Here is a 15237-nt window from a genome sequence, read left to right on the forward strand (position 1 = left end):
ACCTTTATATATCACGAAGCGTGGAACTGTATGCCACACTTCTTAATGTACAGGCCCTAAGAAAACCTTTGTGAACAGATGTGGGAATAACAGCCCCACGCATATGCGTGGAGACTATTACGACCTCTCTTGTTCACTTTTGAAGTTTCTCAGGCTTCGTACATACAAGATGAGAGCATAACGCCTCGATATTTCTAATATGTCTTGGATAGAGTTGCCCCAATCCGACTGCAAAAGTACAAAAAGTCCGTGATATGTCATTGGATTATCTCGGACTTTATTTTGATTTACAGTTACATACTTCTGCACTCTATCATGGCTTCAGTATTCAGATAGTTTTCTAACCCCATTAATCATCTTCCTAAAAGGTATGGTTTTCTTTTTTAGTTCGTGAAGCAATGATTGAATTGTACGGTTTCTGCCGTTGGCTTTGAAGAGTCCAGAGAGGTGTAACCTCTTTGGCTTATTGGGGAATTTTCAGCGGTACGAAGTATTGCGGCTCGGAAAATTCCCTAATAAGCTACGGCATTTTCCGTGCAAATACCTGTACGTGGTGTCTGTGATTAGACCTGCTTCAGTCGTTTACTTATATACTTTACGGCGTGTGTTGAATGGTGGTTGCCCTTTCTCGGATGACCGCCTTTGACTATTGCATATGCTCGTTTTCAAGTGCAGTCATTGTAGCTACTGTATAGACCAACGGGATGCTTCTCCCAATGATTAGGGAGAGGGTGGCAAGTGGTTTCGGTCTGCCCGAAACATAAACTTGCTACCCTCCAAAACAAAAGAAACTTATTTTGAGCGACTCAAATTACTCAGACAAGGAACATATGTTAGAAAGACGGAATTAAGACAAGAATCTATCCGAAGCGAAAGGGCGATGCAACATCGGCATCCAACCTTGAAACCGTCAAGTCCGTATGCCTACTTGCAAATGGGAATAATTGCATTTCTTCTGCTATGGGAATTATCCTCCCACATTTTCCCAGCGAACTGATGATGGATAAAAAATCCGATGATTTGATGATTAGCACATTCAATATGCTGTTATTTAATCATTTATACCCTCATCAAGTTCTCATCAAACTACTTACGAAAAGAGAAACTCATCATTTGCGGGTCGGCTTGCTTTGTCTGTCATCTTTCTCCTTCTTTTCATCGGTAAAATACTTTTGATAAGTATTCGATGAGAGTATAAGTGTCTATATTTCAATATGATTATATACTTATTCATCAATTCATCAAAAACAAAGGTATATTATTCCGAAAAGCATTGCTCTTGGTTCGCTTCGTGCCTACCGTACTAACAGCCACATCCACCTCTGAATGGCAGTGTGAACAGGTATGTTTTTTCTTTTCGCCGGTACATAATCCTTTCCAACAGCATATTACGGACTTTAGCTGCTCCGAATGTATTGATACGGAAAGCAAGGGCGACAACCATATCAAGGTTGTAAACAGCCAAACCGCAGCCGTTCGCCAAATGCAGGTGGCGTTTTGCTTCGTATTCTTTCAGAACTCCGCTATTGTAAACAGCCTTTATTCCTGCACGGACTGTCGGGGCGATAACCCCGAACAGTTCCACAAGTTCAAATTCAGACATCCATATATTGGCGGTATCAATCGGCAGGGCGATATTGCCCTGCCCGTCCATTGTAATGACGCTTCTTCTCTCTTTCATCGGTATTCGGTTTTATAGGTTATCAAATGACACTGCAAATACTTTTCTCCATATCCTCCAGCTTGTGCGACAGGGTTTCCATATCCTGACTAATCTTCTGGTTCGTTATTTTAGCGTATATCTGCGTGGTCTTTATGTTGGTATGCCCTAACAGACGGCTGACGGTTTCAATGGGTACACCGTGCGATAAAAGCACGGTCGTGGCGTTCGTATGTCTTGCAACGTGCGTGCTGAGTCGTGTTTTGAAACCGCATTGCTTGCCGATTTCTTTCAGTACCTTGTTGCAACTGCCGTTGCTTGGTACGGGAAACACACGATTATCCCTTGTCAGCCCCTTGTACTTCTCGATGATTCGCAGGGGAACGTCCAACAGGCGGATGTTGGATTCCGTGTTGGTTTTCTTTCTTCGGGTAATTATCCATAAGTTACCATCAAAGAATGTTTGCAGGTTATCGGTGGTTAGGTTCTTCACATCGGAATATGCCAACCCCGTGAACACCGAAAACAGAAACAAGTCCCTCACAAGCTCGTGCGTCTTGTTCTTCATCGGAGCGTCCATGAGTGTCTGTATCTCCTGTTGGGTAAGATACCCCCTGTCCACGCTTTCGGGAGAGTTGATATACCCTGCAAAGGGATTGAACGGCAGACGTCCGTCATTCCTCGCTATCGAAATGATGTGCTTCAACACAATCATATAGCCCCACACGGTATTGGTGCGGCACTTCTTTACAGTGCGCAGGAAATACTCGAAGTCATTGATGAACGTGAGGTTCAACTCTTTTAGGGGAATATCCTCACGCTTGTAGGTATGGGGCAGAAACTCCCGTATATGCTTGCAGACGGTCTGATAACGGTTAAATGTTCCTTTGGCACGGCTGTGTCCGACTTTCTTTGCAAACTCGGCGTTGTGCTGCTCAAAAAGTTTAAGCAAGGTTTCCTGCTTGACACCGATACCGAGATAGGCATCTTTCAGTTTGGCAGCGGTTACATACCCGTCCGTCTGCATCAGTTCTTGGTATCGGCGGTTTACCTCCACCCGAATCTTGTCAACGGCAAGATTAATTCTCTGTGCTTCGGCACTTTTGCCCGAAGCACGGCTGTTTTTCACATCCCACAAGTGTGGGGAAACATCCATCTTGCAGCTGAACTGTTTAATCTCTCCGTCCACCGTAAGGCGGCACATCAGTGGCAGGTTGCCGTTGGGCTTTGCACTGCCTTTCTTCACGTAGAATAAGACCTTGAATGTGCTTCGCATAACTCACTTCTTTTTTGGTGACAAAATTAGTTTACCGTGAGTTACTGACAGCTACGCAGAATTACGCAAATCTCAGAAAAACAAATGCTTATTCTAAAAATTTACACATTACGGTAGTAATGATGTGGTAACTGAACTCTTGCGTTATATGGCTTTTGAATGTCTGTTAACGACCTTTTCCACATCAAAAACAAAAGCGTAACGACCACTCTTTCAGTTGAATCGCTACACTTTTCTCAAATTTACTTTTTTGCTATCTGTTTATTTTATTCTTACCACATCCGTTATCTTTTCATACCACAGCTGTTGTAAGAAAAGATAACGGCAGTAGTATGAAAGGATAACAGGCGTGGTAAGAATAGTTTTTCCACAAGAAAACAATAGCCTGCAAACAGTTCAGCCCCAATTAACAGCAAGCAACAAATAAATGCATACACAGCGACATCCTCTACCTATTAATGATTATTTTATGTTCTTCAGCATAAAAACTATGCATTTTATTGTGCAATTACGGAAATATTTCCGTAATTTTGCGCGCTCTAAAGGATAACATATCTAATCACTTTCAAAAAAAGAATATTATGGAATTAAACAAAACCTTTATTGACGGGCTTTGGAGCAAAGAAATCAATGTTAGTGATTTCGTTAGTAAAAACATCGCACCCTACACCGGAGATGCATCTTTCCTGCAAGGACCTACGGAACGTACCAAACGTATTTGGAACCTCTGTTTGGAAGCATTGGAAGAAGAAAGAGCCAATAACGGTGTTCGCTCATTAGATCATACTACAGTATCTACTATCACTTCACACAAGGCAGGCTATATCGATAAGGAAAACGAACTTATCGTAGGTTTGCAGACAGATGAGCTGTTGAGACGCGCCATCAAACCTTTTGGCGGCATCAATGTCGTGGCGAAAGCATGCCGCGAGAATGGCGTAGAAGTAGATGATAAAGTAAAAGACATCTTTACACATTATCGTAAGACTCACAATGACGGCGTATTCGACGTATATACCGAAGAAATCCGTTCGTTCCGCTCTCTGGGTTTCCTTACCGGACTTCCCGACAACTATGCACGCGGACGCATCATCGGTGACTACCGTCGTTTAGCATTGTACGGTATCGACCGCCTCATCGAGGCCAAGCAGGAAGATTTACGCAACCTGACCGGCCCCATGACCGAGGCACGTATCCGCCTGCGCGAAGAAGTATCAGAACAAATCAAGGCTTTGAAGGACATCAAAATCATGGGTGAATACTATGGTCTCGACCTCAGCCACCCTGCCACATCTGCTCAGGAAGCTGTACAATGGGTATATATGGCGTACCTCGCTGCCGTAAAAGAACAAGACGGAGCAGCCATGTCATTAGGTAATGTATCTTCATTCCTCGACATTTTCATCGAATACGACTTGGCTCACGGTAAGATTGACGAAACTTTTGCTCAGGAGCTGATTGACCAGTTCATCATCAAACTGCGTATGGTACGCCACTTGCGTATGCAGTCTTACAACGACATCTTCGCCGGAGACCCGACTTGGGTTACCGAAGCTATCGGCGGACGCTTCAATGACGGTCGCGTGAAAGTAACAAAGACTTCTTTCCGCTTCCTGCAAACGCTGTACAACCTCGGCCCGTCTCCCGAACCCAACATGACCGTTCTGTGGAGTCCCGAATTGCCGGAAGGTTTCAAGGAATTCTGCGCCAAAGTATCTGTGGATACCAGCTCTATCCAATACGAAAACGATAATCTGATGCGCGAAGTACGTAACTGCGACGACTACGGTATTGCCTGTTGCGTATCTTACCAAGCCATCGGTAAGCAAATCCAGTTCTTCGGCGCACGTGCCAACCTCGCCAAAGCGTTGTTGCTCGCCATCAACGGCGGACGTTGCGAGAATACCGGAACCGTAATGGTAAAAGGTATCCCCGTACTGACCCACGACACGCTGAACTTTGAAGAAGTAATGGCCAACTACAAGAAAGTGTTAACGGAGATTGCCCGCGTTTACAACGAAGCAATGAACATCATACACTACATGCACGACAAGTATTACTACGAAAAAGCCCAAATGGCATTCGTCGATACCGACCCGCGCATCAATCTTGCCTATGGTGTAGCCGGACTTTCCATCGCTATCGACTCACTGTCCGCCATCAAATACGCCAAAGTAACGGCACGCCGTAACGACATCGGTTTGACGGAAGGCTTCGACATCGAAGGTTCTTTCCCCTGCTTCGGTAACAATGACGACCGTGTAGACCATCTCGGCGTAGACTTGGTTTACTATTTCAGCGAAGAGCTGAAGAAGCTGCCCGTTTACAAGAATGCCCGTCCTACCCTGTCATTGCTGACTATCACTTCCAATGTGATGTATGGCAAGAAGACCGGCGCTACTCCTGACGGACGCGCCAAAGGTGTCGCTTTTGCTCCGGGAGCCAACCCGATGCACGGACGTGACAAGAACGGTGCTATCGCTTCTTTGAGTTCGGTAGCTAAACTGCGTTATCGTGACTCGCAAGACGGTATCAGTAACACATTCTCTATCGTTCCGAAGTCATTAGGTCCTACTGACGAAGAGCGTGTCGACAACCTGGTTACCATGATGGACGGTTACTTCACCAAAGGCGCGCATCACCTCAATGTGAACGTATTGAACCGTGAAATGTTGGAAGATGCCATGGAACATCCGGAAAAATATCCGCAACTCACCATCCGCGTTTCCGGTTATGCCGTAAACTTCGTGAAGTTGAGCCGCGAGCATCAGTTGGAAGTCATCAGCCGCAGTTTCCACGAAAGAATGTAAGTAATACTTTAAGAGTATAATCTTCAGGCACGGATTACGCGGATTTCACGGATTAAGTAAACAATCCGGGTGCTCCATGTAATCCGTGCTTTTTTCTTAATACATTCTTACTTATAATATACGATTATGATTAATGTTCATTCATACGAATCAATGGGTACCTTTGACGGTCCGGGATTACGGCTCGTCGTTTTCCTTCAAGGCTGTCCTTTCCGTTGCCTGTATTGCGCCAATCCCGACACCATAGACGCAAAAGGCGGTACTCCCACCCCCGCCAATGAAATTCTACAAATGGCAATCAGCCAAAAAGCATTCTTTGGAAAGAAAGGGGGAATCACTTTCTCCGGTGGCGAACCCACATTGCAGGCCGAGGCATTGATACCTTTATTCAGAGATTTGAAAGCCAACGGCATCCACATCTGCCTTGATACCAACGGTGGTATCTGGAATGACAAAGTAGAGGAATTGTTAAGTCTGACAGATTTGGTATTGCTTGACATCAAAGAGTTCAACCCCGAACGTCACCGTGCTTTAACCGGGCGCAGCAACGAACGAACCTTGCGCACTGCCGCCTGGCTGGAACAACAAGGACATCCATTCTGGCTGCGCTATGTCTTAGTGCCGGGATATAGTGATTTTGAGGAAGATATACGTAATATGGGCAAGCAGCTTGGCAAATACCAAAGCATACAACGAGTGGAAATACTTCCCTATCACCGCTTGGGAGTACATAAATACGAGGCCATGGGCTGGGATTATCAATTAAAAGAGGTAATAGAAAATACCCCCGCACAACTGGAACGAGCCGAAAAGCTCTTCAAAGAGTATTTCCCCACAGTAGTGGTAAATTGAGAATTGAGAATTAAAAATTGAGAAATAGGCTGCGCTATAAACTCTTTATCGGTATAAACCCCGATTTTGCTATTTACTATTATAGCGCAGCCTATTTCTCAATTTTTAATTCTCAATTCTCAATTTAATCAGTAAGTCAACCGTATTCCCCCTTGTAACGTAAAGTTACAGGGATTTTCTTTCCTTATCGTCTGAATATCGGAGCCGTCATCGAAGAAGTAAGACACTCCCGGTTCTACATAAATACCTACCCTTTTACTTATATTGTACTGTGCACCCACAGCTCCCATCACAGAGAATTGCAACGGTTTCACGGTTTCGCTCCGACTGCCTATTTTACCATAAATACATTTCTCCATGGCGCCTCCGGCGGAAACATACATGATAAAGGACTTCTTATCTACAAAATTCCAGTTGGCACGCAAAGGAATACCTAAATAATGCAATTTCTGGCTGACCTTCTTCGAGCTTCCGGCAAACTTCACATCCGAAGCAAGATACGTATATGTCAAACCAGTCTCTACGGAGAATCCTTTCGCAAGTCCTTTACGCACTGAGAAACCGAAAGACAAGGGCTGCTTATGGTCTATATCCACTATCTCTTCCGAGTTTTTCATCAGATACGGCATACCATTCTTGAAAACAAGTTCCTGTCCTTCCGGAACATCCATTATACCGTTAGCCACCGTAGCCAAATCGACCTTCCCGCCGGAATAGCCGAACCCCGGATCGCTTTGTACAAAACCGCTTTCACCGATACTGTTTCCGGCAATCAATCCGCCCGTATTTCCCACAGCCAGCCCGACCGACCAGCCGCGTGACTTTTCTTTTTTCGTATTTCCAACCGGCAGTTGCAATTTATCCCTACCGGACGGACGACGACGTTCAGCCTGCTGTTTCTCCGTACTATTATTTCCGGTTGTAACAACCTCATCTTCTTTTTTCGTTGCCGGAACCGTTTGTTCCTGTACACTCTCTTGAATTTCCGGTTCCGTATCCAAAGGCTGCATCTTCGTTGTCTGCTCCGCATCACCTGCTGTATCCAGTTGTTGCGCCAACAAAGAACGCCTATTTGTACCCGCTGACGATACCTGTTTCTGCGCGCGATAGTCAGGTTCCGTTATTTCTGTCCGTATTGAAGGTGTCTGTTGCTCCGGCAGTCTGTCCGGAGCAATTGCCAATGCCGGCACAGCCGTACCCCTCATTTCCTCTCCCACAGGACTCTGAAGCAACCACACACTGACTGACGACACCGCGATAAGCAATGACGCAGCCGCAGCTACAGCCCAGCGGCGGAAAGGAATAATCCTCCGTTTTCCGGCTACCGGCGGCTTCGGAGCGGACAAATCCTTTTCAAGCCGTTCCCAACCGGAAACGGGTAACGGTTCGGAATAATCCTCCAACCGTTCCTTTATCTTTCGCATCCACAATTCATCTTCCATACGTTTCTTCATTTATGCGTTCTTTTTCATCCACTCCTTCACCTTAACCGCCAAAGCTGCTTTGGCGCGTACCAACTGCGAAGCCGAGGATTTTTCATTGATGCCCAGCAGTCGGGCGATCTCCTTGTGAGATTTATCTTCAAAAATAAACAGGTTGAATACGGTACGATAACCGGCAGGAAGTTCGCTGATAAATTGCATCAATACTTTTTGAGGAATTGTATCCACAGCCGAGGCATCCGGTTCTTCATACGTTTCCGGCACATCATCCAAGGCAGCAGACTGGTTCATCACATCATTCTTCCGCAAATACTGTAACACCGTATTCACCATCACACGCTCCATCCAAGCCCGCAAAGAACCCTCTCCCCGCCAAGTGAACTTATCGAAAGAATCGAACAGCTTCAAGAAACCGTCATGCATCAAGTCCTGTGCGGTTTCCCGGTCACCGGCATAACGCAAACATACGCCGAGCATCCGCCCTGCATACTGTTCATACAGTTCTTTGCGGGCAAGGTTGTCGCCTTGCCTGCAGCGTTCTGCCAATACCTGTTCTTCCATTCTCTCTTTTAACACGTGTTTACCTTATAAATGCAACAGGCGCAAAAATACTGCATCCGGCAGATAAGAAATTCATTCTTCATCTTCTTTAACAATCTTATAAGCAGTATTTGTACAATCCCGGCATTTTCTGAATACGAAATCTAAAACAGAACCAATAACAAAACCTCTACTTATGAAAAAGTTAAGAACAACATTAGCCGCATTTCTGCTACTGCTCATTGCCATGCCCGTATTGCAATCCTGTCTGGACGATTGGGACGATGATGAGCGTTCATCCCTCACTATCGGCACTGTACGTATCATTGACGGAAAAGACTATTATTTCGCGCTCGATGAAGGAAGCAGAATGTTTCCCGGCGATACCGCCCAAGTCAATAACTATACGCTGGTGGAAGGACAACGCGCTTTTGTATATTTCAACTTGCTGGACGAAAAGGTGGATGGCTACGATTACAATGCCAAAATCAATCATGTAGAGAATATTCTCACCAAAGACATCTACTTCATGCCCGCCGAAAGAGCCGACAGTATCGGTGACGACCGCATCAACATAACCAATATGTGGATTACGGGCAATTATCTGAATATTCAGTACCAGCTATATCACAGCAACAATAACGACAAGAAACATATGCTGAACCTGATAGTCAACGAAACGTCCGACGGCAAAAACGATAAAGAAGGCTATGTCACGCTGGAATTCCGCCAAAACGCCTATGATGACGAACCCCTCATGCCGGGACAAGGACTTGTTTCTTTCAAACTGGATAAGATAGCCGACCGGATATCCGGAAAAACCGGACTTAATATCCGCGTAAAAAGTTTGTACGACGGCGAACGTTATATGACTGTCGACTTTAAGAAAGACGAAAACTAATCCATTCTGTGGAACACTCTTTTCAAGTTCTTTTTATAAAAGCGGAGTGAGGCATTTGTCAAAAGAAAGGCGTATCTTTGCAGCCGATTTTACAAAATTACTTTCTACAACCATGAAAAAAGGACTGCTGTACGCTATATTGGCATCTGTGCTATGGGCCATCGTAAACCCGTTCATCAAGCAAGGGCTCAGTTATGATTTTACTCCGATGAATTTCGCCGGTATTCGTTTTACGAGTGTCGGCATTCTGCTTTTTGCTTATACCTGGCACAAAGGTATGTGGCAGGAAATCAAGCAGTACCGCAAACTGTTCCTCAACTTGATATTCATCAATATGTTCATGGGCTATACGGCCTTCTATTTCGGGGTGGACTTTGTCAGCGGGGCTATCTCATCCATCATCATGGGTATGACACCGCTTATCAATGTATTGCTTGCCCACTTGCTGGCAAGTAACGACAAGTTGAACGGTTACAAGATAGTCAGCCTCATCGTCAGCCTTGCGGGGCTTTTGCTGATTGTAGGAATGGGCAGCGACGGCGAACCGCTGGATTGGAAAGGCAGTACAGGCATCATACTATTATTGCTCAGTATCATTTTTCAAGGCTACTCCGCCATCTCCGTATCCGAGGAGAAAGGCAAAATCAACCCTATCTTCCTGAATGCCGTACAGATGTTCTTCGGTGGCGCCCTTATCTACATCATCGGACTGAGTACGGAAGGTTATCATTCTTTTATCGGCAAGCCTGCCGGGTTCTATATCAGTCTGGGTATTCTTGTATTCATTTCTGTCTTTGCATTCAGTTTCTGGTTTATGGCGTTACAAAGCAAAGGAGCAAAAGTCAGCGACATCAATATGTGCCGCCTCATCAACCCGATTCTCGGAGCTGTATTAAGTTGGATTATGCTTGCGGGAGAATACCCCACATTCAGTACCGTAGCGGGTATGTTGATTATTGTCAGCTCACTGATTATCTACTTTAAAGGAGCGGATATTATAAAGTACCTTAGTACAAAGAAGTAAGCAACAATGGAATAACAAAGTTATATGAAGCTACCATTATTCCCACACGATATAAAAGAAGTATCTCACTGGAAATAGAATGAAGCTAAGGTATATAATGAAGAAATTCTATGATTGCATCATATAAGAGCGAATAGGAAATAACTGCTTTTATTGTTTTAAATAACATAAAATCATAAAATTCACTTTTGCCCATAATTCTATTCATTCAGACATTACAATGACTATCTGTGTGAGTGTACCATAAAATTAAGCCACGAACCAATCTTTATCACATTTTACTCGAACTTACCGCTCCCCGACCTCAAAATATTTTTTGGCGCGACATCGGAAACCTCACTCTTGCCCTACCCGTACCCGATATCGGCAAAGATCCGCGTACCTACACTACCTGAACGGTGAAAGCATCCGCCTGCTTTCCGTAGAAATAAACTGCCAGATGAGACGGGAAATATCACCGATTATGACATGAACGAGTTAGTCAACGAAGACACCCTGATGAAACATTTCCAGCTGTGGCGAAAGAAGGAGAAACTGGAAAGAAAAAAAGAAAGGGGAATATAGGCATACCGCCGGATTTCATGATAAAATACGTATCTTTGCCACATCATAGCAGTGGTATGGCAACAGACACCTATTCAACAGAAAGCAAAGAATACGAAAACTCCCTCGACGCATCATATAAGAAAGGGAAGGGTATTTATTACACCGACATGGAACTGTCTTCAAGAATCATCAAATTCCTGGAGATTCCTTGCGGCGCCTATATACTGGACCCTTGTTGCGGAACAGGAAACTTTATCGTATCGGCACGGAACTCAGGCCATGAAAATGTGTATGGTTCCGATATCGACGCAAACGCGATAGCTCTCTGCCAAAGGAAAAGCGGCATAAAGAACATCACCGTGCTGGATACTTTAGCGAACAACGGCAAGGATATCCTACGAGAGCTGCATTTAAAATCTCCCGTAGATTATGTGATAGGAAATCCGCCTTATGTGCCTATCAACAAGGACATCACCATAGACACTCCCGACCGACTGTTCCTGAAAAGCGTAAAAGAATCGGGCAGTAACTTATTTATTGCCGCCATATACAGGGCTTTTGAACTGGCCTGTCCGGACGGTGTGATCTCATACATCATCCCCAAAAATTTCCTACATGTTGCCTCATACAGCAAGCTGAGGAAGCTGATATTGAGTGAAAAAACCATACTGTCGATTATTGACATCGGCGTGTATTTTAAAAGCGTAAGGGGGGAACAAATAATCATCACCCTGAAAAACAGCCACGTCCCCAACCACAATATCCGCATCTACGGATATGGCAACAATGAATTCATCAAGCGTCTGGAAGTTCCGCAGAGCTTTTACGACAACGAGATTCTATTATTTGAAAATGAAACGGATTTCCGCATATATAAGCGGTTAGAATCCTCGTATAAGAAGTTAGGCGATATCTGTACAGGTTATGTGGGCAGGGGCAAATCCAAATTTCCATCCGCCGTCACAGGAAAGGACATCCGAAAGTTCTCCCTAAAGAATGCCCCCGTCCCCCAGAAAGGCAACCGGGTGTTTATTCAGAATATTTACAGCGCCGAGGCGGGTATCATCGCCAGCCTTGCAGGAAACTTAGAGGCCTCTGAAACCGTCACTGTAATTACAGACCGCGACGAAAACATGTGCCGGTACATTCTGGGCATTTTACATTCCAGACTATGCAACTATTTCCTATTAAAATTCTGCTACAACAATTCCAAACTTACCATGCATACCGATGCCAAATATCTTAAAAAGTTGCCGTTCATTATTAACAGCCGTACTTTTGATAAGGTAGTAAGCATCGTAAAGCTACTTGAACAGACCCGATATATGAGTGATGAATGGTTTGAAGCCGTGGAGTCGTTAAATGATGTAGTTTATGAGACATACGATATAGGCAGGGCGGAAAGCGGGTATATAGATGCTCAAATGAGAGGGGTGCAATCCGGGAAGTGGGATTATAATAGACAGAAATAGCGGAGAGACGGGGATTCGAACCCCGGATACCCTTTTGGAGTATACACGCTTTCCAGGCGTGCCTCTTCAACCACTCGAGCACCTCTCCTTTTCGAGGCGCAAAAGTAGAGGAAGTTTTCGAATTTACCAAATGTTTGGCATAAATAATCAGCCGAAATATATTATATTCGACCAAACTCAAGTAAAAAGCGAAAAAAGCTTCGATAATCAAATTTAATTATTACTTTTGCAGTACCACTTATGTACGATAAATGCGATATACGCAACGGGAAGGCATTAAGCCCTCGACGGTGCGTTTATCGCATTTATTGTTAGTACATGAGTGGTGTCAATATTAACAAGTCGGGGGCTTTTTTAGTTCCCTTTCTTATTATGCATTTATCTTTTTTTAGATACTTGTATAGCCCTCTTAAAAGGCTATTATAAATTTTGTCGTTTTCCCGTCTTACTTGTGAAAGCAGGACGGGATTTTTTTAACCGCCCCTGAACAAAGCGCACCGACAGCCCGTTTATATAACAGAAAACGACAAATATCCCTCATTTTTAATTCCATATTTGCTTGTCCTGCCCAGGGCAAACCGAGTTAAATAAACCGCCCCGGTCTGAAAATGAAACGTGAACCTGAACCATTAGTTAAAATAAACAATATTATTATGAGTAAAATAGAAATCAGAAACCTATACCTAATTTTCGGAAAAGAAAAACATAAAGCGGAGAAAATGCTGAAAGAGGGCAAAACCAAAGAGGAAATATTAAAGGCAACCGGATGTACCGTCGCCGTAAAGGATGCCAATCTCTCTATCAACGAAGGTGAAATATTCGTAATCATGGGACTGTCCGGCAGCGGGAAATCAACTTTACTACGCTGTATAAACCGCCTGATACGCCCTACCTCAGGAGAAATCATAATCAACGAAACAGACATCTCAAAGGCTTCCAAACAGGAGTTACTGCAAATACGCAGAAAAGAGCTCGCTATGGTATTCCAACATTTCGGATTGCTGCCCCACCGCTCCGTACTGCACAACATCGCTTTCGGGCTGGAACTGCAAGGAGTGAAAAAGAGGGAACGTGAAAAGAAAGCCATGGAATGTATGCAACAGGTAGGGCTGAAAGGCTATGAAAACCAAATGGTAGGACAACTTTCCGGCGGTATGCAGCAACGTGTGGGACTGGCACGTGCCCTTGCCAATAACCCGGAAGTATTGCTGATGGACGAAGCTTTTTCCGCCCTCGACCCGCTGATACGTGTACAGATGCAGGATGAACTGTTGACTTTACAGTCGAAAATGAAAAAGACAATTGTCTTTATCACCCACGACCTGAATGAGGCCATCAAGCTGGGTGACCGCATCGCCATTATGAAAGACGGCGAAATCGTACAGACAGGCACTTCGGAAGAGATATTGACCGAACCCGCCAATGCTTATGTGGAACGTTTCGTAGAAAATGTAGACCGTTCCAAGATTATCACCGCAAGCTCTATCATGGTAGACAAACCGCTCGTAGCGCGACTGAAGAAAGAAGGGCCGGAAGTGTTGATTCGTAAAATGCGTGAACGCAATCTGACCGTACTGCCTGTGGTAGATGCCGGCAATATCCTGATTGGCGAGGTCGGACTGAACGACCTGATAAAACTGCGAAAGGAGCAAATCCGCTCGATAGACACCGTTGTGCGCCATGAAGTACACTCCGTACTGAGCGATGCCATACTTGAGGATATCCTGCCGCTGATGACGCGCACCAACTCACCTATCTGGGTAGTGAACGAGAACCGGGAATTCCAGGGAGTGGTCCCACTATCATCACTTATCATCGAAGTAACCGGAAAGAACAAGGAAGAAATCAATGAAATCATTCAAAACGCAATAGAATTATGATAAATATAGGACAATATATAGAAACGGCCATCAACTGGCTTACAAATAACTTCGCTACATTCTTTGACACTCTGAGCATCGGTATCGGCAGCTTTATAGACAGCTTTCAGCATGTGCTGTACGGGATTCCCTTTTATATCACCATTGCCGTACTGGCAATTCTTGCCTGGATGAAATCGGGTAAGGGTACGGCAGTATTTACCGTGCTGGGACTGCTGCTGATTTACGGAATGGGCTTCTGGGAAGAGACCATGCAGACTTTGGCGCTCGTACTATCATCCACCTGTCTCGCACTGCTGCTGGGAGTGCCGCTGGGTATCTGGACTGCCAACAGCAACCGATGCAATAAAATCATGCGTCCGATATTGGACTTCATGCAAACCATGCCAGCCTTTGTGTATCTGATTCCGGCAGTACTGTTCTTCGGACTGGGCACTGTACCGGGAGCATTTGCAACCGTCATTTTTGCCATGCCACCGGTAGTACGACTGACCGGGCTCGGTATCCGTCAGGTTCCGAAAAACGTAGTGGAAGCGTCCCGCTCTTTCGGTGCCACCCCTTGGCAGTTACTCTACAAAGTACAGCTACCGCTGGCATTGCCAACCATAATGACGGGAATAAACCAAACAATCATGATGTCTCTGTCCATGGTAGTGATTGCCGCAATGATTTCGGCCGGCGGTCTGGGAGAAGTCGTCCTGAAAGGAATCACCCAGATGAAAATAGGACTTGGCTTTGAAGGCGGTATAGCCGTCGTCATACTGGCTATCGTACTGGACCGCATCACGCAGGGTATGGCGCAAGGCAAAAAGAAAAAACAATAGAACAGGAAAG

At 44.9% G+C, this 15237-nt stretch carries 11 protein-coding genes and 1 tRNA gene; 7 read left to right on the forward strand and 5 right to left on the reverse strand.

Translation table 11 applies throughout. The features are described from left to right. Positions 1–1303: 1303 nt before the first annotated feature. Positions 1304–1681 (reverse strand): virulence RhuM family protein, encoded by a 378-nt coding sequence (locus tag BUB52_RS11635; RefSeq protein ID WP_009120794.1) that lies wholly within the window; start codon positions 1679–1681, stop codon positions 1304–1306. Positions 1682–1703: 22 nt separating this feature from the next. Then, positions 1704–2936 carry a site-specific integrase gene (locus tag BUB52_RS11640; protein WP_009120793.1) on the reverse strand — a complete coding sequence of 411 codons (1233 nt, stop codon included), beginning with the start codon at positions 2934–2936 and terminating at the stop codon, positions 1704–1706. Positions 2937–3517: 581 nt separating this feature from the next. Here BUB52_RS11640 and pflB point away from each other — a divergent pair. After that, the gene (gene pflB / locus BUB52_RS11645; protein ID WP_022219639.1) at positions 3518–5746 is read left to right on the forward strand and encodes a formate C-acetyltransferase; all 2229 of its coding nucleotides are present in this window, start codon (positions 3518–3520) and stop codon (positions 5744–5746) included. Between the two features lie 126 nt (positions 5747–5872). Then, positions 5873–6598: a pyruvate formate-lyase-activating protein gene (gene pflA, locus BUB52_RS11650; RefSeq protein WP_039950242.1), complete on the forward strand. Its 726-nt coding sequence runs from the start codon at positions 5873–5875 to the stop codon at positions 6596–6598. A gap of 128 nt (positions 6599–6726) precedes the next feature. On the opposite strand, the gene BUB52_RS11655 is transcribed toward pflA, so the two are convergent. Together BUB52_RS11655 and BUB52_RS11660 are read right to left on the reverse strand one after the other, a co-directional pair. Next, on the reverse strand, positions 6727–8052 hold the full coding sequence (locus BUB52_RS11655) for a porin family protein (protein WP_009120789.1): 1326 nt from the start codon (positions 8050–8052) through the stop codon (positions 6727–6729). Next, positions 8053–8601 carry an RNA polymerase sigma factor gene (locus BUB52_RS11660; RefSeq protein ID WP_009120788.1) on the reverse strand — a complete coding sequence of 183 codons (549 nt, stop codon included), beginning with the start codon at positions 8599–8601 and terminating at the stop codon, positions 8053–8055. It lies immediately after the preceding gene. A 175-nt stretch (positions 8602–8776) separates the two neighbouring features. Between BUB52_RS11660 and BUB52_RS11665 the strand changes: the two genes are divergently transcribed. The 3 genes from BUB52_RS11665 (at position 8777) to BUB52_RS11680 (ending at position 12523) form a co-directional block, all read left to right on the forward strand. Beyond that, positions 8777–9481 carry a NigD1/NigD2 family lipoprotein gene (locus BUB52_RS11665; RefSeq protein ID WP_009120787.1) on the forward strand — a complete coding sequence of 235 codons (705 nt, stop codon included), beginning with the start codon at positions 8777–8779 and terminating at the stop codon, positions 9479–9481. A 112-nt stretch (positions 9482–9593) separates the two neighbouring features. Beyond that, positions 9594–10505, forward strand: a complete 912-nt coding sequence (locus BUB52_RS11670; RefSeq protein WP_009120786.1) for a DMT family transporter — start codon at positions 9594–9596, stop codon at positions 10503–10505. A 581-nt stretch (positions 10506–11086) separates the two neighbouring features. Continuing rightward, positions 11087–12523, forward strand: a complete 1437-nt coding sequence (locus BUB52_RS11680) for an HsdM family class I SAM-dependent methyltransferase (protein ID WP_217176571.1) — start codon at positions 11087–11089, stop codon at positions 12521–12523. On the opposite strand, the gene BUB52_RS11685 is transcribed toward BUB52_RS11680, so the two are convergent. Continuing rightward, positions 12524–12611 (reverse strand) — tRNA-Ser (locus BUB52_RS11685). Positions 12612–13176: 565 nt separating this feature from the next. On the opposite strand from BUB52_RS11685, the gene BUB52_RS11690 reads away from it, so the two are divergent. Both BUB52_RS11690 and BUB52_RS11695 read left to right on the forward strand, forming a co-directional pair. Continuing rightward, a complete protein-coding gene (locus BUB52_RS11690; RefSeq protein ID WP_039950239.1) occupies positions 13177–14403 on the forward strand; it encodes a quaternary amine ABC transporter ATP-binding protein in 1227 nt (408 codons plus the stop codon). Next, positions 14400–15227 (forward strand): ABC transporter permease, encoded by an 828-nt coding sequence (locus tag BUB52_RS11695; protein ID WP_009120782.1) that lies wholly within the window; start codon positions 14400–14402, stop codon positions 15225–15227. Before BUB52_RS11690 ends, BUB52_RS11695 begins: the two co-directional genes overlap by 4 nt. The last annotated feature ends 10 nt before the right edge of the window (positions 15228–15237 follow it).

Origin of the sequence: Bacteroides clarus YIT 12056 (assembly GCF_900129655.1) — a bacterium.
Classification (GTDB): domain Bacteria; phylum Bacteroidota; class Bacteroidia; order Bacteroidales; family Bacteroidaceae; genus Bacteroides; species Bacteroides clarus.

Coding starts and splice junctions, on each gene's coding strand:
- BUB52_RS11680 (WP_217176571.1), top strand. CDS start 11,087: ATGATAAAATACGTATCTTTGCCACATCATAGCAGTGGTATGGCAACA.
- BUB52_RS11635 (WP_009120794.1), bottom strand. CDS start 1,681: ATGAAAGAGAGAAGAAGCGTCATTACAATGGACGGGCAGGGCAATATC.
- BUB52_RS11690 (WP_039950239.1), top strand. CDS start 13,177: ATGAGTAAAATAGAAATCAGAAACCTATACCTAATTTTCGGAAAAGAA.
- BUB52_RS11655 (WP_009120789.1), bottom strand. CDS start 8,052: ATGAAGAAACGTATGGAAGATGAATTGTGGATGCGAAAGATAAAGGAA.
- pflB (WP_022219639.1), top strand. CDS start 3,518: ATGGAATTAAACAAAACCTTTATTGACGGGCTTTGGAGCAAAGAAATC.
- BUB52_RS11670 (WP_009120786.1), top strand. CDS start 9,594: ATGAAAAAAGGACTGCTGTACGCTATATTGGCATCTGTGCTATGGGCC.
- BUB52_RS11695 (WP_009120782.1), top strand. CDS start 14,400: ATGATAAATATAGGACAATATATAGAAACGGCCATCAACTGGCTTACA.
- pflA (WP_039950242.1), top strand. CDS start 5,873: ATGATTAATGTTCATTCATACGAATCAATGGGTACCTTTGACGGTCCG.
- BUB52_RS11640 (WP_009120793.1), bottom strand. CDS start 2,936: ATGCGAAGCACATTCAAGGTCTTATTCTACGTGAAGAAAGGCAGTGCA.
- BUB52_RS11665 (WP_009120787.1), top strand. CDS start 8,777: ATGAAAAAGTTAAGAACAACATTAGCCGCATTTCTGCTACTGCTCATT.
- BUB52_RS11660 (WP_009120788.1), bottom strand. CDS start 8,601: ATGGAAGAACAGGTATTGGCAGAACGCTGCAGGCAAGGCGACAACCTT.